General features: G+C 39.1%; 18 protein-coding genes. 10 read left to right on the top strand and 8 right to left on the bottom strand.

Annotated features, from left to right (window positions below; all coding sequences use genetic code 11):
* Positions 1-9 precede the first annotated feature (9 nt).
* Entirely contained in the window at positions 10-1,125 is a 1,116-nt protein-coding gene (locus AAZR93_RS12875; RefSeq protein WP_434720025.1) for a YcbX family protein, read from the bottom strand.
* A 98-nt stretch (positions 1,126-1,223) separates the two neighbouring features.
* Here AAZR93_RS12875 and rlmKL point away from each other — a divergent pair, with 98 nt between their 5' ends.
* The 6 genes from rlmKL (at position 1,224) to rmf (ending at position 9,315) form a co-directional block, all read left to right on the top strand.
* Complete coding sequence (gene rlmKL, locus AAZR93_RS12870; RefSeq protein WP_294107304.1) at positions 1,224-3,332, top strand: bifunctional 23S rRNA (guanine(2069)-N(7))-methyltransferase RlmK/23S rRNA (guanine(2445)-N(2))-methyltransferase RlmL; 2,109 nt, start codon at positions 1,224-1,226, stop codon at positions 3,330-3,332.
* A gap of 13 nt (positions 3,333-3,345) precedes the next feature.
* A complete protein-coding gene (locus AAZR93_RS12865; protein WP_336430810.1) occupies positions 3,346-5,253 on the top strand; it encodes an ABC transporter ATP-binding protein in 1,908 nt (635 codons plus the stop codon).
* Between the two features lie 35 nt (positions 5,254-5,288).
* Positions 5,289-6,563 carry a membrane integrity-associated transporter subunit PqiA gene (gene pqiA, locus AAZR93_RS12860; protein ID WP_336430809.1) on the top strand — a complete coding sequence of 425 codons (1,275 nt, stop codon included), beginning with the start codon at positions 5,289-5,291 and terminating at the stop codon, positions 6,561-6,563.
* Positions 6,560-8,209, top strand: a complete 1,650-nt coding sequence (gene pqiB / locus AAZR93_RS12855; RefSeq protein WP_294107301.1) for an intermembrane transport protein PqiB — start codon at positions 6,560-6,562, stop codon at positions 8,207-8,209. Before pqiA ends, pqiB begins: the two co-directional genes overlap by 4 nt.
* Entirely contained in the window at positions 8,209-8,763 is a 555-nt protein-coding gene (gene pqiC / locus AAZR93_RS12850; protein ID WP_434720024.1) for a membrane integrity-associated transporter subunit PqiC, read from the top strand. Before pqiB ends, pqiC begins: the two co-directional genes overlap by 1 nt.
* A gap of 381 nt (positions 8,764-9,144) precedes the next feature.
* Complete coding sequence (gene rmf, locus AAZR93_RS12845; protein WP_294107299.1) at positions 9,145-9,315, top strand: ribosome modulation factor; 171 nt, start codon at positions 9,145-9,147, stop codon at positions 9,313-9,315.
* Between the two features lie 126 nt (positions 9,316-9,441).
* Here rmf and fabA read toward each other — a convergent pair whose 3' ends face one another.
* The 3 genes from fabA to AAZR93_RS12830 all read right to left on the bottom strand — a co-directional run bounded on the left by fabA (position 9,442) and on the right by AAZR93_RS12830 (position 12,108).
* Positions 9,442-9,960, bottom strand: coding sequence for a bifunctional 3-hydroxydecanoyl-ACP dehydratase/trans-2-decenoyl-ACP isomerase (gene fabA / locus AAZR93_RS12840; protein ID WP_294107298.1), 519 nt, complete (start codon positions 9,958-9,960; stop codon positions 9,442-9,444).
* Between the two features lie 85 nt (positions 9,961-10,045).
* The gene (locus tag AAZR93_RS12835) at positions 10,046-11,782 is read right to left on the bottom strand and encodes an AAA family ATPase (protein ID WP_434720023.1); all 1,737 of its coding nucleotides are present in this window, start codon (positions 11,780-11,782) and stop codon (positions 10,046-10,048) included.
* Between the two features lie 203 nt (positions 11,783-11,985).
* The gene (locus AAZR93_RS12830) at positions 11,986-12,108 is read right to left on the bottom strand and encodes a GhoT/OrtT family toxin (protein ID WP_434720022.1); all 123 of its coding nucleotides are present in this window, start codon (positions 12,106-12,108) and stop codon (positions 11,986-11,988) included.
* Between the two features lie 228 nt (positions 12,109-12,336).
* Here AAZR93_RS12830 and matP point away from each other — a divergent pair, with 228 nt between their 5' ends.
* Positions 12,337-12,810, top strand: coding sequence for a macrodomain Ter protein MatP (matP, locus tag AAZR93_RS12825; RefSeq protein ID WP_434720021.1), 474 nt, complete (start codon positions 12,337-12,339; stop codon positions 12,808-12,810).
* 171 nt (positions 12,811-12,981) lie between these two features.
* Here the strand turns inward: matP and ompA are convergent, their stop codons facing one another.
* Positions 12,982-14,067: a porin OmpA gene (ompA, locus tag AAZR93_RS12820; RefSeq protein ID WP_434720020.1), complete on the bottom strand. Its 1,086-nt coding sequence runs from the start codon at positions 14,065-14,067 to the stop codon at positions 12,982-12,984.
* Between the two features lie 353 nt (positions 14,068-14,420).
* The gene (sulA, locus tag AAZR93_RS12815; RefSeq protein WP_294107293.1) at positions 14,421-14,942 is read right to left on the bottom strand and encodes an SOS-induced cell division inhibitor SulA; all 522 of its coding nucleotides are present in this window, start codon (positions 14,940-14,942) and stop codon (positions 14,421-14,423) included.
* A 233-nt stretch (positions 14,943-15,175) separates the two neighbouring features.
* Here sulA and AAZR93_RS12810 point away from each other — a divergent pair, with 233 nt between their 5' ends.
* The gene (locus tag AAZR93_RS12810) at positions 15,176-15,778 is read left to right on the top strand and encodes a TfoX/Sxy family DNA transformation protein (protein ID WP_294107292.1); all 603 of its coding nucleotides are present in this window, start codon (positions 15,176-15,178) and stop codon (positions 15,776-15,778) included.
* A 94-nt stretch (positions 15,779-15,872) separates the two neighbouring features.
* Here AAZR93_RS12810 and yccS read toward each other — a convergent pair whose 3' ends face one another.
* Entirely contained in the window at positions 15,873-18,020 is a 2,148-nt protein-coding gene (yccS, locus tag AAZR93_RS12805) for a YccS family putative transporter (RefSeq protein WP_434720019.1), read from the bottom strand.
* 123 nt (positions 18,021-18,143) lie between these two features.
* On the opposite strand from yccS, the gene helD reads away from it, so the two are divergent.
* Positions 18,144-20,198: a DNA helicase IV gene (gene helD, locus AAZR93_RS12800; RefSeq protein ID WP_434720018.1), complete on the top strand. Its 2,055-nt coding sequence runs from the start codon at positions 18,144-18,146 to the stop codon at positions 20,196-20,198.
* A 57-nt stretch (positions 20,199-20,255) separates the two neighbouring features.
* On the opposite strand, the gene AAZR93_RS12795 is transcribed toward helD, so the two are convergent.
* Positions 20,256-20,714: a methylglyoxal synthase gene (locus tag AAZR93_RS12795; protein ID WP_294107290.1), complete on the bottom strand. Its 459-nt coding sequence runs from the start codon at positions 20,712-20,714 to the stop codon at positions 20,256-20,258.
* A gap of 112 nt (positions 20,715-20,826) precedes the next feature.
* Between AAZR93_RS12795 and AAZR93_RS12790 the strand changes: the two genes are divergently transcribed.
* A complete protein-coding gene (locus AAZR93_RS12790; protein WP_294107289.1) occupies positions 20,827-21,240 on the top strand; it encodes a CoA-binding protein in 414 nt (137 codons plus the stop codon).
* Positions 21,241-21,286: the final 46 nt, after the last annotated feature.

Below are 21,286 nucleotides of genomic sequence, written 5' to 3'. Positions count from 1 at the left end.
CTATTAATACTATTTTAAAGCAAGTTTGACTGCGCTTTTAGGTATGCAGCTACAGGCTAATATATAGCCATTATCTTTAATTGCACTTTGTTTTAATGGTGTTACTTCCCCTTCGATAAGCTTTATTTTACAACAACCACAAAGACCTGCACGGCATGAATATGGAACAGAGATACCATGTGATTCAAGCTGTTCTAAGATAACACTCTGATTATCCCCTTGATATTCAATACCTTCAAAGATTAAACTCAACGTGTTGATTTGTGGTTTATTGGTCGATACCGCGACGGGTGTTTCTCTTTCTTTCTCAACGTATTTTTCTGCTAACTTGGTTTCTAATACGGTGAGTTGATCGCCAACGCGAATGACACCCGTGTTGTGAATAATGACATTTTGACCAAAATCCACATTCCCATTTTCTGCTGTGCGGAATGTTTGTAACGTTGCCAGAGGCTCACTGTTCGGATGTTTGATGCCTTTTTCAGGGCTGACGGTGGTTAAAATGCAGCGACTACAAGGCTTGTCTAAAGTGAAAACGATATCGCCTATTTGAATTTTTTTCCAGGTATCTTCTTCGAAAGGTTTGGCGCCAGTAATAATCAAGTTACCGCGAAATTGCTCAAGCTTAATACTTGCAGGGCAACGACGTTGAAGTTCTTGTACTGAAGATTCACTAATTAATAGAAAAGGGTAACCATCTGCAAAGGATAATGGAATATCGGTATGGGTTTTCACTCTGCGAGATAGCTGAGGACTGAGCCAACGTAATTGAACTGGCTCGTCAAAAAAGCTGCTTAACCAACTATTTATCGCATCCGGCGCAATAAGCGCATGAAAATGATTGCCCCAAACTTCAGTAGGACTCTGATTATCGTTAAAGTCCTGATACAATACGGTAGCGCTTTCGCCATTTGGTGCTCTAAGATAAAGCCCATTATTAAGCATAGCGGGTGTGAACAGTAACATCTGTGGATATTTTCTTGCAGTAATGAATTTACCTTCCAGTGTCGTTACCATAAAGTTACGATCAAAAGTCAGTCCGCTGATATCAGCGAATGCATGAGATAAACGTATCCCTCTCATTGATTTGATTGGGTGTGTATAAATGCGCGAAAGCGTTATCATTTTTTAATCCTTATAATTGTTGCACAGCAACTTTATGACAAGCGCATAAGATTAGCTATAATGCGCAACAATTTTCATTGAAATCGGTAATAAATACTATGAATTCTTTGTTTGCCAGCACAGCTCGAGGCCTGGAAGAACTACTGAAAACGGAATTGGAAGCTCTTGGAGCTAGCCAGTGCAAGATTGCACAAGGGGGTGTCTATTTTCAGGCCGATGAACGAGTGATGTACCAAAGCCTACTTTGGAGTCGGCTGGCATCGCGTATTTTATTGCCTTTAAGTGATTTTGACGTCTATAGCGACATGGATTTGTATCTAGGTGTACAAGCGATTGACTGGACAGAAATTTTCTCAGTTAATGACACTTTTGTAGTGCACTTTACCGGTACGAATGACGAAATTCGTAATAGTCAGTATGGTGCATTGAGAGTCAAAGATGCCATCGTAGACTGCTTTACGCGTAAGTTAGATCAACGACCTGATGTTGCACGTCAGCAAGCTGATATTCGTGTCAATGTGTACCTTAATAAAGAAAGAGTTAGTGTTGCTTTAGATTTAAGTGGCGACTCCTTACATGTTCGTGCTTATCGTGACCTTGCGGGTCAAGCACCATTAAAAGAAACCTTGGGTGCGGCGATTATTAATCGTTCTGGCTGGCAAAATGGGACGCCTTTGGTCGATCCTATGTGTGGCTCAGGTACTTTATTAATTGAAGCTGCAATGATGGCTGCGGATAGAGCGCCAGGTTTATATCGTGAGCATTGGGGTTTTTACGCGTGGTCAAAATATAATGCGGAGCTATGGCGTGAACTAAAAGCGGAAGCACAAGTGCGTTTTCGTCAAGGTCTTAAAGAAACAACTTCACGTTTTTATGGTTATGACATTGATAAACGTGTATTAGATATGGCACGCGCTAATGCACGCAGAGCAGGGCTACAAGATTTAATTAGCTTTAATCAAGGGGATGCAGCATCTCTTGAAAATCCAGTAAAAACAGAGATAACCGGTACGATTGTTTGTAATCCGCCATACGGTGAACGTTTAGAAAGCGAGCCAGCGCTGGTGGCATTGCACAGTCAATTTGGACGTGTCGTTAAAGCTCGTTTTCCTGGATGGCGTTTTTCGGTATTCAGTGGTTCACCCGAGTTACTGAGTTGTTTGCAATTACGTTCAGAGCGCGAATTTAAGGCCAAAAATGGTCCTCTCGATTGCGTGCAGAAAAACTATATATTGGCAGCAGTACCTTCTGAAGGTGTTGGCGAAATTTCTCCTGATTTTGCAAATCGTTTGCGTAAAAATCATAAAAAACTGAGTAAATGGGCGAAGCAGCAAGGTGTTGATTGCTACCGAGTCTATGATGCGGATTTGCCTGAATATAACGTAGCCGTGGATATTTACGGTAGCAAAGTGGTTGTGCAAGAATATGCGCCACCAAAAACCGTTGATGAGCGTAAAGCACGCCAACGTCTGTTTGATGTCATTACAGCCACGATGAATGTTTTGGAATTGACCTCTAATCAGTTGATACTTAAAACGCGTCAACGTCAAAAAGGCAAACAACAATACGAAAAATTGGCACAAAAAGATGATTTCTTTTTAGTGCAAGAATACAACGCGAAAATGTTAGTTAACTTAACGGACTACCTTGATACAGGATTATTCCTTGATCATCGTGTCGCGCGTCGAATGTTAGGGCAAATGAGTAAAGGTGCAGATTTTCTAAATCTGTTCTGTTATACAGGCTCTGCAACTGTTCATGCAGGTCTTGGCGGCGCAAAAAGTACCACTTCTGTTGATATGTCGCGTACTTATTTAGAATGGGCAGAGAAAAATCTACAAGCAAATGGTTTATCTGGTCGCCAACATCGTTTAATTCAAGCGGATTGTTTAGGCTGGTTAGCGAATAGTGACGAACAATTTGATCTGATCTTCATCGATCCCCCTACGTTCTCAAATTCAAAACGTATGGATGGTACTTTCGACGTACAACGCGATCACATTCAATTAATTACCGATTTAAAACGCCTGCTACGCCGTGGTGGAACTGTCATGTTTTCGAATAATAAACGTGGTTTCAAAATGGATACTGAGGCGCTGGATGAGCTAGGGCTACATGCAGAAGAAATTACTGGCAAAACACGTTCAGAAGATTTCGCCCGTAATCGTCAAATTCATAACTGCTGGCTAATTCGTCACGCAGAGTAAAGGATAAGAATCAATGGCTTTAATTAATTTGTCTGGTGCATACCTTGCTTTTAGTGATGCACCACTACTTGATAACACAGAAATACATATTGAAGATAATGAACGAGTTTGTTTAGTTGGCCGTAATGGTGCGGGCAAATCAACGTTGATGAGAGTGCTGACTAAAGAGCAACCTCTTGATGATGGTCAGCTAATTTATGAACAAGATCTTATCGTGGCACGTTTGCAACAAGACCCTCCGCGTAACGTTGAAGGGACTATTTATGATTTTGTTGCTGAAGGCGTCGCTGAACAAGCTCAATATTTAAAAGATTATCACCACATCTTAAAATTGGTTGAAGAAGACCCGAGTGAGAAAAATTTAAATAAATTATCTGAAGTTCAAGAAATTCTAGATAACCGTAATTTATGGCTACTCGATTCTCGTATTGAGGACGTTCTAAAGAAACTAGGTTTGCCGGGAGATGCTGAACTGTCTTCACTTTCGGGTGGGTGGCTGCGTAAAGCGGCTTTAGGTCGTGCGCTGGTGAGTAATCCTCGCGTATTGTTCCTTGATGAGCCAACGAACCACTTAGATATCGAAACTATTTTATGGTTGGAAAATTTCTTAAAAGATTTCCAAGGTAGTATCGTATTTATTTCCCATGACCGTTCTTTTATTCGTAATATGGCAACTCGTATTATCGATTTAGACCGAGGACAATTAGCGTCATGGCCGGGTGATTATGACAACTACTTGTTGAGTAAAGAAGAAGCTCTGCGCGTAGAAGAAATGCAAAATGCTGAGTTTGATCGCAAGCTAGCACAAGAAGAAACTTGGATCCGCCAAGGGATTAAAGCGAGACGTACGCGTAATGAAGGTCGTGTTCGTGCACTGAAAGCCTTGCGAGTCGAGCGTTCAGAGCGCCGTGAAGTAATGGGAACAGCACGCATGCAAGTTGGCGAAGCCGCCCGTTCAGGCAAAATTGTGTTTGAAATGGAAAACGTTAATTATCAAATTGATAATAAAGTACTCGTCAATGATTTTTCTGCGCAAGTTATGCGTGGAGACAAAATTGCGCTAGTGGGCCCAAATGGATGTGGTAAAACAACTTTGCTACGTTTGATGCTTGGTGATTTACAGGCAGATAGTGGTCGAGTACATTGTGGTACTAAACTTGAAGTTGCCTATTTTGACCAACATCGTGCTGCACTTGACCCAGATAAAACCGTGATGGATAACCTTGCTGAAGGTAAGCAAGAAGTCATGGTTAACGGTAAACCGCGCCATGTCTTAGGTTATTTACAAGACTTTATGTTCCCGCCAAAACGTGCCATGACACCCGTGAGAGCATTGTCCGGTGGTGAGCGTAATCGTTTATTACTTGCCCGTTTATTTTTAAAACCAAGTAATTTATTGATCCTCGATGAGCCAACCAATGACCTTGATGTGGAAACATTAGAGCTACTTGAAGAATTAGTTGATAGTTATCAAGGTACTGTGTTGTTGGTCAGCCATGACCGTGAATTTGTTGATAACAGTGTGACAGAGTGCTGGATTTTTGAAGGCAATGGCGTAATTAAGCGTTTTGCGGGCGGATATTTTGATGCTCAGCAACAAAGAGCACAAACTGTGAGTTTAAAGCCTGAACAAAACAGTAAAGTCGCTGCGCCAGAAAAAAGTGTTAAGCCAAAAGAGCCAACAAAGAAAGTGAATAAGTTAAGCTACAATTTGCTGCGTGAATTAGAGTTACTACCAGCAAAATTAGAGCAACTTGAATCAGAAGTTGAAGCGCTTCAGGCAAAAATTGGCGATGCTGATTTCTTTAATCAACCTCATGATGTTACAGAAAAAACCTTGAGCTCTCTGGCTGAAAAAGAGCAAGAATTAGAGCAAGCGTTTGATCGTTGGCAAGAGCTTGAATTACAGAAAAACGGTTGAGATAACGATTTGAAATAAAGAGGAGAGACAATACCTTGTGTTCTCATGAGTCTCATGAACATGTACTTTGTACACAGTGTGACATGCTGATTGCCGTTCCTGAATTGGAACAGGGCAGTAAAGCGACTTGTCCACGCTGTGATACAACGTTAATTTCAAAGTGGCGATACCCTTACAAGCAACCAGCAGCTTATGCATTTAGCGCACTAGCGATGCTATTTGTTGCTTGTCTATTTCCTTTTGTGAAAATGGGCGCGGCGGGTATTGAAAATGAGATCTCTCTTTTTCAAATCATTGAAATTATCTCGACAACCCGCTATAGCGGTTTAGCTTTGTTTTTCTTGTTTTTTTCACTTGTCATCCCTGCATTTTGTATGGTGACGATTATTCTCTTAGGGTTGCAAGTGCATATCCCTAAGAGACTAAAAGTGTGGATAACTCGCATCTTATTTCAGATGAAAACATGGTGCATGGCTGAGATATTTTTAGCGGGTGTATTAGTCAGCTTTGTAAAATTAATTGCTTATGGTGATATTGGTGTCGGGCTGAGTTTTATCCCTTATTGCTTATTTTGCATGTTACAAGTCAGGGCATTTCAGTGCCTTGACCGCCATTGGTTATGGAATCGAATTGAAGCGGCGCCTTTGCTGGATAAAAAATTGAAAGTTGGGCAAACCGGAATTAGCCAAGGTGTCAGGTTATGCCTTGTTTGCACGGCAATTTTACCGGCAGAGCAATCGCAATGTACGCGTTGTTACGCACATGGGGCCGTTCGAAAACATCAAAGTATACAATGGACTTGGGCACTATTATTAACCTCAATTTTGCTTTATATTCCTGCGAATGTATTGCCTGTCATGACAACGAATACCTTAGGTAGTGATTTGCATTCAACCATTATGGATGGTGTGATATTACTGTGGGAAGATGGTTCCTATCCTGTAGCTTTAATTATTTTTATTGCCAGTATTATGGTGCCATCATTGAAAATGATAAGTATTGCGTGGCTATGCCTTGATTCAAAAGGCTATGGCAATAGAGATCCGCATCGTATGCATTTTATTTATGAAATGGTGGAGTATGTTGGTCGTTGGTCAATGATTGACGTGTTTGTTATCACTATTTTAGCCGCATTAGTTCAAATGGGGCAGTTAATGAGTATCGTCCCTGCACAGGGTGTGATTTTCTTTGGTGTCGTTGTTATTTTAACGATGTTTGCCGCGATGACGTTTGATCCAAGATTGACATGGGATCGCAGTGAAAAAAGAAATACAGTAAAAACTGTTGAACAAGAAGGAGTCATCGGGTGACAGATCAAGAAACACCACAGGCCAACGCCAAAGTCAGTAAATTAAAAAGCTGGTCACCGGTATGGGTGATCCCTATTGTGACTGTATTATTAGGTGCTTGGATACTATTTTACCACTATAGCCATCAAGGCCCTGAAGTCACGCTGATAACTTATAACGCAGAAGGGATTGAGGCGGGTAAAACGAAAATTAAAAGTCGCAGTGTCGATATTGGTGTTGTGGAAAGCGTTACCCTCGATGACAATTTCAGTCGCGTAATCATTAAAGCGCGGCTAAATAATGACATGAAAGAGCTACTGCGTACAGATTCTGCTTTTTGGATAGTTAAACCAACAATTGGTCGTGATGGCGTGACTGGATTAGGCACGTTGTTATCAGGTGCATATATTGAATTGCAACCAGGACTCGCTGCCAAAGAGCATTTTGAATTTACCTTATTGGATACTCCACCTTTAGCATCACCAGATGCAAAAGGTATCCGTATCACGTTGATGAGTGATAAGGCAGGACAACTTAATCCGGGAGACCCGATTCTATTTCGCGGTTACCGTGTTGGTTCTGTCGAAACCAGTAATTTTGATATGAATAATCGTGATATGCGTTATCAATTATTCATCAATGCTCCTTATGACAAGCTAATTAGTTCTAACGTTCGTTTTTGGAAAGATAGCGGAATTGCCTTTGATATGTCATCCCAAGGGGTACATGTTGAAATGGGCTCAATTGCAACGTTATTAACGGGCGGTGTGAGTTTTGATGTGCCAGATGGTTGGGTTCCGGGTAGTAGCGTTAAAGAAAATGCTGAGTTCCAACTATTTGATAGCCAAAGTAGTATTCAGAATTCTTTATATACTCAGTATCAAGATTTCGTGTTGTTTTTCTCTGATTCAGTGCGCGGACTTCAACCGGGTGCACCTGTTGAGTTCCGTGGTATTCGCCTAGGTACTGTCGCACAGGTCCCTTTTTATACCGCAGGCCTAGATCAATCATTGGATAATGATTTCCGTATTCCTGTCTTAATCCACATTGAGCCTGAACGTTTCTCAAAAGATGTTGGAGCTAATTTCAATTTAAAAAATGAATTGAAGACCGCAATGAAAGAAGGATTAAGAGGCTCATTAAAATCAGGTAATTTATTGACAGGTGCACTTTATATTGACCTCGATTTCATCCCGAATGCAGGGGAATATAAAGGACCTACCGTTGTTGCAGGTTATAAAATTATCCCAACCACAAGTGGTGGTTTAGCGCAAATACAGCAAAAAGTGATTGCGGTATTGGATAAAATTAATGATATGCCAATTGAGCCAATGTTGAACCAAACAACACAAACGCTAGCGGAAGGGCAAAAAACAATTAAAGAAGCTAATGTGATGCTATCTGAACTGAATAAAGTGATGGCGAGCAAAGAGTTTCAGAATTTACCAAATGACTTACAAAAAACGTTGCAAGAAATGAATCGTGCAATGCAAGGCTTCCAACCAGGTTCTCCTGCATATAATAAGATGGTTGATAATATGCAACGCTTAGATCAAGTCTTAAGAGAAGTTCAGCCATTATTGCGGACATTGAATAATAAAAGTAATGCATTAGTCTTTGAAGCAGAACCGACTAAGGATGTTGAGCCGAAAGGAGTGAAAAAATAATGAGATATTTATTATCCCTATTTGTTTTGATGTTGGCTGCTTGTAGTAGCGTTCCTGAAAAAATGTATTATCAGCTGCCAATGAAATCCTCTAAGGTTCAAAATGTAGAGGTGATGAGTAAAAATCAGGTTTGGTTACAACGCATTATGTTGTCGGATGTATTGACCTCTAATGGAATAACCTATCAAACCTCAGATGTTAGCTATAGTAATGCGAGTACACATTTATGGGCGAGCCCACTTGAGCAGCAATTAGGGCAATCAATGGTGAGTGAGCTTTCAACTGCCTTACCTGAACAGCTGGTGTCATTACAGGCGCTACAAAATTCACCTGATACGCTAGATATTACTTTAACGGCTTTTAATGGCCGCTATGATGGCATTGTTTTAGTGCAAGGCTTTTGGACCTTTACACAAGGGAAAGAAGTCACTCGTCGTAATTTTGATGTTCAATTAGAACAAAAAGAAGATGGCTACCCTGAGCTAGTACGCACACTTGCACTTGGTTGGCAACAAGTCGCTGATGGTATTGCAAAAGAAGTGATTAAACGTTAGCGATTAAAATTTGTTATTAATAGGTTCGGTTATTGAAGTGCACTCCTGATATTTAAAGGAGTGCATTTTTTTGTTATTTTTTCTATTTTTTATTTTCTTTTATCCCATCAATATATTAGTTTTTTAATCCGTTTTCGTTTACTCACAAATTCACATCTATTGCGTATAATATGATGAAAAATAAAGAACTAATAATTATTTATAATATATTCAATGTATTAGAATAATTAGAGTGTGTAAGTCACATTTATACTATTTATGACATTTATATTAAAATCTTTACTTGATTTTCTACCCTGAGAGCGTTATTCCTATAGGGTACCTATTACGAAAGGTAGGTGCTGTTTTCTTTTCCATTTTTAATGATGAGGGAAGTAAGGCATGAAAAGACAGAAACGTGATCGTTTAGAAAGAGCTTTATCAAGAGGATATCAAGCCGGTATAGTAGGGCGTTCGAAAGAATTATGTCCTTATCAGGCAGTAGATGCTCGTTCACATTGGTTAGGTGGTTGGCGTAAAGCAATGGAGGACAGGGCAGTTGTTACTGTATAAAAGAGAATATACCGTGATTTATTAGATTAAATAACTGAAGCAATTTTATATTTAATCTAAATATAATCTGTTAATTTATTAACCTCCGCATTTGCGGAGGTTTGCATTTTAAGGCTTAGTTGGCAATTAAAATACGCTAGTATCTTTAAATAAACCGACTTTTAGGTCTGAGGCGGTATAAATTACTTTACCGTCAACTAAGACTTCGCCATCAGCCACACCCATAATCAATTTACGGTTAATCACACGTTTGAAATTGATTCGGTAAGTGACTTTTTTAGCCGTTGGTAGAACTTGTCCGGTAAATTTAACTTCACCTACACCAAGTGCTCTACCTTTACCTTCACCGCCGAGCCAACCGAGATAAAAACCAACCAGTTGCCACATAGCATCAAGGCCTAAACAACCTGGCATAACAGGGTCATTAGTAAAGTGGCAGGCAAAGAACCATAGGTCAGGATTGATATCAAGTTCAGCTTCGACATAGCCTTTATTAAATGAACCGCCATCCTCAGTCATTTTGACGATGCGATCCATCATCAACATATTTCCTGATGGCAACGGCGGACCGTTTTCTCCAAATAATTCGCCTCTTCCAGAAGCTTCTAAATCATCTTTTGTATAGGATTCGCGTTTATCAACCATGTTCTTAAGATTGCCTTTATTATGTATAGGTCCATAGAATAGCTTACACTTGTACGCTGAACAACTCCGATCTGATATTTTTTACTCAACCAAGCCATTTCAGAAACCAAGGAAGCCTTGCTTTATCTGGAGTATTAGCTTGATGAATACGTTCCTGAATTAAAGCTAACAGATGTACACTATCATCATCTGCTTGTTGCTCAAAGTAAGGTTGCTTAGTGAGCTGTGTAATCGCTTGTGCGACATGTTCAACTGGCCAAATATGGAATTGGCCTTCTTTTACGGCTTCAATAACGTCATTGTTAGTGCATAAATGACGAACATTTGCCAAAGGAATAATAACACCCTGGTTGCCAGTTAAACCACGTTTAGCACAGATATCGAAAAAACCTTCGATTTTTTCATTTACACCACCAATAGGTTGAACATAACCAAATTGGTCAATTGCACCCGTTACTGCGATTTGCTGATCGATTGGTTGTAGTGATAAAGCACTAATAAATGCGCACACTTCAGCGAGTGAGGCACTATCGCCATCAACTTCACCATAAGATTGCTCAAACACAATGGACGCTGAGAACGGCTGTGGTTGCTCTAATTTCAGCTCATAATTTAAATAGGCTTCCATTATCATCATGCCTTTTGCATGAATATTGCCACCAAGCTCAGCTTTACGTTCGACATCCGTGAATTCGCCATCACCTAAGTGTGCGACACAGGTGATCCGTGAAGGTTCACCGATAGCTTCAGGATGACCAGGATACTGTAAGACTGATAATCCATTAATTTGACCAATAACTTCCCCTTCGGTTTTAAGAAGGACTTGATCTTGTAAAATATCGTCTAAGGTGCGTTCAGCAATAAAACTGTGACGCCATAGACGGTTTTCTTCTGCTTGAGTTAATGAATCGCGAGTGATTAAGTTATCAATTTTATGGTGTGAGGCATCCATAAGACGGCGTGCTAACCAAGCACTATCTAAAGGCAGATTGAATTTGTCTTCGCAGTAACGTGTTGCTTGAGTAATTAATGTAGGCCAGCCATCAGCGGCAATATCCGGCAACTGATTTAAAATAATGATAGATTTAATGTAACGCATCCATAGCGATAATTGTTCTTCTTCCTCGAAAAACATAACGGGTTCGTATTCACCATAAATAGCACGGCTAAATAACTCAGGATCATTATATTCAATTTCTTCCAGTGCTAACCTATCTCCTACGATGATAATTTTCAGTTCTAGAGGTTGAGGTTCAACGGAAACTGGAAGGGTATGATTTTCAGATAATGGTAGCCATTCTAATTGACGACGATTAACCATATTTTTTAATCGTGTCCACATGAGTGGCTGAACGATTAACGTGTTAGCTGCGATGATCAATACGCCACCATTAATTTGGTGTAGTAGTCCAGGAACAAGTGTCATTGTTGGCGTGATATAGCCAAATAATTGCTCTGGTTCAATCCATGGGCGATAAGCAATGCTCTCTTGTGTCGAGAATCGGCTTTTAATGCCATTTTTCCATTGAAATAATTGCTTATCTTCAGATAGGCAATAGCCACCATCAATGGTTTTTGAATTTATCAGTAATGGTTGAATTGAATCAGCAAAAAGACTGAGGTATTCCTCACTTTCATCTGATTTGATAAACATAAACCGTGTTTGATCCGACTCATTCACAAAGCGCTGCATCCCATCAAATAGTCGCGGTTGAATATCTGATAGCGTTGTTGGCGCGAGTGTTGCCGAAGAGACAAAATCTGTTTGTAGAGACGATAAATCAGGTATTAGGCCTTGCCATGTAAGTTCTTGACTGATCACTATAATTATCTGCTATTAATATGGTTATAAATGAAATGCCTGCCATTTAGCTGGGCGCTTGTACCTGAATCTGGCTTGATGTTATTACATTTTTTTGCACTATTTTTATTATAACATTTCAGGTCAGTTTATTACCCAGTGGGCAAGTTTGCTATATTAGCCTTTGACAGCCAATCTTGCAGCAAGAATTGTTGAATTATTGACTAGAATAGGGAAAACATTAGCACAATTGGCAAAGTCATAGGCCATGTGAAGCCAATTAATACTGCGCTCAGTAGTCGCATATAAAAATTTGGGTCTTTGGTAAGCAATAGGGTGATTAACATAGAACATACGCCCCCAATCCCATAAACGAGAAGTATGTATTCAAAAGTGGACATATTAATTTATTAATTTGTTAACGGATGGATGCGAATTCTACACTATTTGGCGTCTTAACTGTTATTTTCTTTGTGGTTAAAAACAGATTAGTTGAGAAATTGAATCTCTACTTGAGCATTTTATTTCTAATATTGCTAATATAACTATAGGTTCGATTTTCTTCAGGAATAATTATGAAATATCAGCAGCTTGAAAATCTTGAATGTGGCTGGAAGTGGGAGTATCTGGTTAATAAATCCCGATCTGGCGAGGCGATTAGTCGTTATCTTGAAAGAAGTGCAGAAAAAGAAGCGATAGCGTTACTGCTGAAAATGGAAAGTCGCCCAATTGATGTGCTTAAATGGATTAAAGAGCACATGAACCCTCAGCTTGATAACCGTATGAAGCAAAGTATACGTGCAAGACGTAAACGTCATTTCAATGCGGAACATCCACATACCAGGAAAAAATCTATTGATTTAGATTTTTCTGTTTGGCAGCGTTTATCTAATTTAGCTGTAAAACGTAATAAAACGTTATCTGAGACTATTATTCAGTTAATTGAAGATGCAGAACATAAAGATAAATATGAAAATCAAATGAGCGCATTAAAGCATGATTTACAGGCTATTTTGGGCAGTTCTCAAAGTCATAAAGATTCAAAGTAATAAAATTTAAGCAATAAAGGGTCGCAGTTAATATTGATATTTTTAGGGTAAGTCTCAATTTGAGCATAATGAACAATTAAAAATAAGCCGAGACCAAAATAAGTATACTAAAAAACCCCATAAAATGGGGTTTTTTAGTATTCAGTTCAAAATTCTAACTAGGGCTAATAATTAAGCGCCTGGTTGAGTTACAACTTCAGTTGTACCTTGAATTTCGATTTCAACGCGACGGTCTGGTGCCAAGCACTCGATTAGAGCAGCACGGCCTTTAACGTTGTCACATTTGTTACCAGTTACTGGATCTTCTTTACCACGGCCTTCAGCAGCGATTGCTGATGTAGGAACGCCTTTAGATACCAAGTAGTCAACTACTGACTGAGCACGTTTCTGAGAAAGTGGCAGGTTGTAGTTTTGTGAACCGATACGGTCTGTGAAACCAACTACCAGTACGCGACCTTGAGTAGGGTCGATGCTGCTTAGTTCAGTATACAGTTCGTTCAGCGCTTGCTGACCTTCTGGTTTCAAAGTTGCTTTGTTGAAGTTAAACAGAACGTCTGAACGCAGTGTGAAACGTTTGTTTTCAACAACTGGAGCTGCTGGCTCAACAACTGGAGCTGGTGCAATTACTGGAGCTGCTTCTTGACCGAAACGGTAAGCAACACCAACACTCAGCATGCCATTGTCTGGACGAACACCGATATTGTCTTTATCACCTAGGCTACTAACCCATTGGTAATCTAAACGAGTAGCCCACTCTGGAGTGATTGCATACTCAAGACCTAATGCGTATACAGGTGCAACGCCAGTGTCAGTTTCTTTGAAACGTTGGCCATCTTGTTTAGCTTTAGCTTCTGTACGGTATACCATACCACCAAGACGAGTATAAACGTCTAAGTCATCCATGATTGGATAGCTTAGTTTGGTAGTTAGTGAAACACCCATAGATTTCAGGTCGCCGCTGTTGTCAGCGCCTTTATATTTCATTTTACCAAACCAGTCGTAACCGAGTTCAAAACCCATGTACTGGTTGTATTGGTAACCTGCATAAGCACCTGCACCGATAGTGTCACGGTCAGTAGAGTTACCTACATTATTCCATGCTTGGTTATCAGCTTTAGATGGGTTTAGGCTAGTGCTTTCATAGTGTGACCAACCTAATTTAGCACCAGTATACCAAGTGTTATCTTTTGGAGCTGCTTGTGCAACAGTTGTAAATGCTGCTACTGCCACTGCTATTGCGATAGCTGTCTTTTTCATTTTTTACGCCTCGTTATCATCCAATATTGGCTGGCTTCAATGAGCCTTATTATTTGCCATTGGTTCTATTTACTTGCTAGGTTCGCTGACATTATCTACAAAAAATTACGAAAAGTAAAAAATAATGCCTTACGCATAACAAGCTAAAGTCTACAACGAACGGAGAAAGATACAAGTAGAGTGAGCAATAAAGGTTAAAAAAAATATTATTTTATTGTATAAATCAGAGGGATATATATATTTAGCATCTTGTTTACTATTTAGCTATCTAGTTGATCTTCAATGTTTTTCATTTCACTTTAGGGCTAATTATTACAAGAGGTTAAATTTAGTAAGAAAATTCTTAATATTGCTTAATGATAATAGTCTGAATGAATTTTTAGATGATTTTGCTGTCCAGAATTGATGCTAGCCATATTATATGTCATTTGTGGACGCATAATAAAGCCAATTGAGCGACCTTCTTGAGCAGCATATTGTAAACGGATGAAATCATGTTCACTTATTTCAGGAAGCCATCCTAATACGACACTATAATTACCACTTCTGAGTGCTTTTTCCATTGCATCAATCGTCGTGATAGATTCCATATGACTTAATTGCATAACTTTATGTGTTGGAATTCCAGCTTGCTCTAACCAGTGTTTACTTAATTTTTTATTTGGGCTTAACCAAAGCAGCCAACGCGACTGTATACCAAACTGCCGCAGCATAGGTAAAAGAATATAATCCATGATTGGGTGTTTTTCATCGTAGACAAGTTCACTCACTATACCTTGTTGCATTGAGTCACTTAAGTGACTTTCTGATGACAGAGTTTGTGTGTAATCATTGAGAGAATGTTCTGTTGTGTTATTCCAAGAATAGATGCTCATAATTCACCTCGTTACGATACTGTATGAACGTACAGTAACTGTATATTCATCCAATATCAAGCCTATTTTTTCAAAGCGCTTCGCAACTTTGTGGTTTTTAAATGCATTAAGCTTGGCATTTATTGTAGAAACTCTCAGAATCAGTTGTGTGTAATTATTTGTAAAAAAAGGACTTCTAAAGTTTCTACTTGTAGGAATTGAAGTGTAATAAGCCTTAAAAGGAGTGAGGGCATATGTCATTACAGGAAGAAAAAATTTACAATTTGTATCGGTTATTAGGTCAATTTGGGGAATTGAAAAGAAAAAATCATTTTGGTGGGCATTGCCTACTTGTTGATAATGCAATTATTGGGGTGATTTTAGAAGAGCATTTTTATTTAAGAGGATGTTTATTGGCAGGAAGTCATTTTGAGGCCTCGGGACTTAACCGCTTAGTTTATAGTAAAAAAGGGATCCCATTAGCACTTCGATATTACCAATTACCTGAACAAATATGGTGTGATGAAGGATTATGTCTTTACTACATTGAATTGGCGTATCGTTCTGCGATGGAGGAGTTGCAACAAAAACAAACAGTATCAATTCGTATTAAAGATTTACCCAATATGAATATGTCGGTTGAAAGGGCTCTGGGTAAAATTGGCATCTATCATGTGGAAGAATTACGTATGATGGGTGCTAAAGCTTGTTTTCTTAAATTAAAACAACATGGACGACATAATCCGAGTATTAAATTTTTAATTGGGCTCGCCGCTGCAATTGAAGGTTGCCATAGTGCCGTACTGCCGACAAATATTAAGCAGGAATTGATTAACTGGTATAACGATGTTAATTAATTACATTATTGATTAAATATCATTGTAACAATATGAATAACAGAGCGGGCATTAAATGCCACTATAGGATTTTAATGCCCGCTCATCAGTACGTTTATGATACGTTAATTTGTTTTATCATGAGCTTAACTTCAGGAATAAGTTCGAGTAACAATTTAGTTTGCTCTAATATCAATTGTGTTTTTTCATCGTCACTGGTGGACGTGTTATCAATTCGTTGTAATAAGCTTTGACGTAATTGATCGGATTTTTCGTCAATTGTTTCATCCTGTTGAGTTATTTGAATAGCAGACTCTACGTAGCAAACTGCATCGTTTAATAAGGTAAGATTTTCGTTATTTGGCATTTTTTCACGATGTGCGCCGAGTGCTGAAATATAGCTTAATAAAGTATGATTTAAGCAAAGTAACCGAAAAGCTTGTTCTTGCGTAATTTGATAGGATTTTGGGTCAGTCGCCATATTAGAAACAATAGAGGCAAATTCCGCATCATTCTTATGAGCATCACGACGAGCAATGCGGTATTCAAGACTATTATCTTTACCTTGATAATACTGTTGTAAGATTGCATCTAAGTAGCGGCAGTTGCTCTCCATTGTTTTTTGTATAACTTGTGGAAGTTGGCGAAACTTCCAGTCTGGCCAAATAAAGCTAACGGCAAGTAATGCAATGAAACAGCCGATGACAGTATCAATGATTCTTGGTAATGCCACATCAAACCCTTCACCTAATAAATTAAAGCAAAATAGAACTAATAGTGTGATAAATAAGGTGGCTTGTGCATATTGGCTGCTACGGAACATAAAGAACAGTAATCCCGATACGACGATTAACGTAAGTTGCCCCTCAATAGATGGAATGATATTGAGCAGTGGCAAGCCAATCAAAATACCGACAATGGTTCCGATGATCCTTAACGCTAAGCGTCGTTTAGTGGCGCTATAGTTGGGCTGGCAGACAAATAAACTGGTCAGCAAAATCCAGTATCCACGTTCCATATCAAACAATTGAATGATGGCATAGCCGGTACATAATAGTATTGACATCCTGACGGCATGGCGAAAAAGTGAAGATTTAGGCGTTAGATTATGTTTTACCCGCGCAATAATATCGCCTATACCAGAAAGTGATTCGTCAGAAAGTTGTTCAATTTGTTTATCATTTTGTAACCATGAGCTTTGTTCTAAACCTAATCCTTTAAGTTGTATATCAATGCCCTTTAAATTATTAAGCAGATTATGTAACGCTTTAATTTCATGTAGATTAGGTGATTGTATTTTTAATAATTGCAATGAATTTTCGATGTAGGCAAAAGTCCGTTCAAAGCGAGGATTATGTTGGTACTGTTTACGCCATAATACGGATTGAGCTACCTGTTGGCAGGCTCTTGCTTGCATGGTGAGTAAACGTTGAAAGCGAAATAAGATATCGTAATGGCGCAATGTACGACTTAATTGCTGATATTGGACATGTGAGGAGCTTGCTCGTTCATGAATATCTTGTGCAACAAAGTAATAATGGAGGCTATTTCGTGTGCCTTTTTGGCCTCTATCGCCTTTTAACCTACTGAGTAGGACAATTTTGGCCTGATTCATTGTGCTAACAAGGGTGCCATTAACCAGTGCTAAATCATAGACGGATTGTTGGTAGTCATCTTCGAGATCAGGATCGAATAAGTTGGCTTTAGCATCTAAATAGGCAGATAGTTGCTGATAACATTGAGTAATGGCATCTTGCAATGGTCTAACAGGGAATAGAAGATGCCCTATCAAAGTTAAAATATTGTACCAAATAGCACCAGTCAGCAACAAGGCGGGTTGTTGATACCAAGTATCAAAAATGGGCACACCTAGCATGGTATAAATGGCGATAAGTAAGGCACCAAAGGCGATAGTTGCGTAGCGTTGCCCTAATGCGCCAAGTAGAATAAAAGCGCAGGTAGAAAAAGCGAGACCGAAAAAGAAAAAGATGGGGTAGGGGAATAACAGTTCAATTGAGACTGATGCAATAAAAAAGCAAAATAAAGTGATGATGAGATTTTTTATTCTGCCCGTTAGCCTATCGTCTAAGTCAGTTAATGCGGCGGCTACAACACCCAATGTAAGGGGGATCGTGACTTTAGGATCCTGACCTAATAACCATGGAACTAATGTTGTTCCTGTCAGCGCTATTAAGATTCGGATATAATAGAGTATATGGCTGTTATAAAGCACACGGCGAAAATTGGTCAGCAGCGTTAACACAAAATACCTCAAAGGTAAGACAATCCCTAATTTATATAGGATAGCTTGTTTCTCGATAATAAAAAACCGTTTGAAATCAAGCTGCCATTATTTTCATTATTGATTAATTCAGGTGCAAGACGTATGGAACTGAAATCGACGCAGATTGGACAGCGCCTGGCTCAGCATCCCTATAATCGGGTTCGCTTACTCAATGCAGGCATAGAAGTCAGTGGTGAAAATCACCAATACATGATCCCTTTTAATGAACTCATTGATATTCGATGTAAAAGAGGGATTGTATGGGGCGAATTAGAATTTGAAATCATTGGTGAGCAAGTGGTGCGCTTGCATGGCACAGAATGGAAGCAAACTCAGCATTTTTATCATTATTTAAATGAAAAATGGCAGCAATGGAGCGCTGAAATGAGTATGGTGAGTGCTGAGGTGTTAACTTCACTGGCAGAACGTATATTGCAGCAAACAACTCAGGATGCTTGGCTGAGTTTACGCAATTTAGCGGCAATTAGAGAGTCAATTACACAACAATTCTCGTCGCTCCCACTACCTTTAGCACGTATTTCATCATTTCAAAATTGTTTTTCTCAATATCAATTATGTCAAAAATGGCTTAATCAGAGTCAACGCTGCCGTACTCAAATTAATGAAAAATGGTGTGAGTCTGTTCTTTCTCGCTACGCTGATTTTTTTCAAAATGTGGAATCTTCTACGTTAAATTATTCTCAATCACTGTCAGTTATTAACGGTGAAGACAATGTATTAGTTCTTGCGGGGGCAGGTAGTGGCAAAACCTCTGTTTTGGTGGCAAGAGCGGGATGGTTATTACAACGTGAGCTGGCGAAACCTGAACAAATCCTATTACTTGCTTTTGGTCGTAAAGCGGCAGATGAGATGAATGAGCGTATCCAGTTACGCCTTCAACAAGAAAATATTGTAGCAAAAACATTTCATGCCTTAGCGTTGCAGATTATCCGAGAAGGTAGCAATAAATCTCCGGTGATTAGTGAATTAGAAACTGACACTCAAAAACGTCAGGCGTTACTATTAGAAGAATGGCGTGAGCAGTGTTCAAGTAAAAAAGCGCAAGCCAAAGGTTGGCGTGAATGGCTATCAGACGAATTACAATGGCAAATTCCTGAAGGTGAATTTTGGCATGATGAAAAAATTAGTCATAAAGTCAGTGCTCGTTTAGAACGTTGGCTGAACCTTATGCGAATGCATGGGGGGAGCCAAAAGGACATGATAGAAAATACAGATGAAGAAATAAGAGACCTTTTTCAAAAACGTATTCGATTGATGGCACCTTTATTAAAGGTCTGGAAAAGTGCCTTGAAAGAGGAAGGTGCAGTCGATTTTTCAGGTTTAATACATCAGGCGATAAACTTATTGGAAAAAGGACGGTTTATTAGTCCTTGGAAACATATTTTAGTCGATGAATTTCAAGATATTTCGCCTTTAAGAGCTAAATTGCTTCAAGCACTACGTCAACAAAATAAGCAAACGGCATTATTTGCCGTGGGCGATGATTGGCAGGCTATTTATCGTTTTAGTGGGGCTGAGTTAAATTTAACGACCTCATTTCAGCATTATTTTGGTGAAGGTGATAGCTGCGCTTTAGATACCACGTATCGATTTAATGAACGTATTGGTGATATCGCGAATCAGTTTATTTTACAAAATCCTGCACAATTAGATAAACCCCTTAATAGTCTCACAAAAGGTAATAAAAGGTCGGTAGTTTTATTACATGAAGATGCGTTAGAGCGTTTATTAGATAAAATGAGCGGTTATGTTCTTGATGATGAAACGATATTAATTCTTGCTCGTTATCATTATTTAAAGCCAGAGATTTTAAACAAAGCACAGACGCGTTGGCCAAAGTTGAATATTAAATTTATGACTATTCATGCATCAAAAGGACAGCAAGCGGACCATGTGATTATTTGTGGTTTAAACCAAGGCAAGGATGGGTTTCCTGCTCCTGCGAGGGAATCGATTATTGAACAGGCTCTATTACCAAAACCTGAAGAGTTTGAGCATGCGGAAGAACGGCGATTGCTATATGTGGCATTAACTCGTGCTAAGCAGCAAGTTTGGTTATTATATAATCCAGAAAATCCTTCTGATTTTGTTGAAGATCTTCGCGAGTTAGGAGTACCTAGACAGAAAAAACCGTGATGTATTTTGATTTTTAGTCGTGTGCCGGAGGTTATCCGGCACGGGTATGGAGTAAAATTAAGTTGTTCGTTTATTTAAATAGCTTTGATAATCGGGGATCACGATATCAATTGTGCTATCAAAATAAGGTGATGTGATAAGGAAATCTGCTGTTGCTGCATTAGTTGCAACGGGAATATTCCATACCGTTGCTAAACGTAGAAGCGCCTTTACATCAGGATCATGTGGGACTGCGTTTAGAGGGTCCCAAAAGAAAATTAGCAAATCAATTCTTTGTTCTGCAATCATTGCGCCAATTTGTTGGTCTCCTCCCATCGGGCCACTAAGCATACCAGTGACTTGTAAACCTGTATGCTGGCTAATGAGAGTCCCTGTTGTACCTGTCGCAAATAATTTATGTAGTTGAAGTCGTTCACTATTTTTTTTGGACCAAGCGAGTAAGGAAGGTTTACAATGGTCATGGGCAACCAGTGCGATATTTTTTGATTCGGCTAATTTACGGGTCGTTGATTCCATGATATTCCCTTAAATAAAAGGCATGATTTCGCCTTTAAAAACGAATGAGCATTTAGATACAAGATATATCATAATGTAGGTGAATAGTTTACTGATTTTGGGAGATATTTTGATGAGAGATCAAGAAATTGCTGAAATTTTAAAGCATGTAAATATAATTGCCTTAGTGGGTGCTAGTGACCGCGAAGATAGACCAAGTTATGAGGTGATGGAATACCTATTGCATCAAGGCTATACCGTTATACCTGTTAGTCCTAAATTAGCAGGCCAATATTTATTAGGCCAGTTAGTATATGCTCAGTTAAGTGACATCCCTCAACAAATTGATATGGTTGATGTATTTCGTAACGCAGATGCGGCCGTTGGTGTAGCAAAAGAAGCGGTCGACGTGAATGCAAAAGTATTGTGGCTGCAAAAAGGGATTATTAGCGAAGAGGCTAAACAAATTGCATTACAAGCAGGAATGCAGTTTGTAATGGATAAATGCCCAAAACAAGAAATTCCTGCATTAGGTCTTGAGAAATAATACTTTTTGAACATATGATGAAGTAAAGCAGTTCGATCAACTGCTT

The organism is Providencia sp. Je.9.19 (assembly GCF_051129765.1).
Classification (GTDB): Bacteria; Pseudomonadota; Gammaproteobacteria; order Enterobacterales; family Enterobacteriaceae; genus Providencia.
This window is presented reverse-complemented; position numbering and strand designations above follow the sequence as displayed.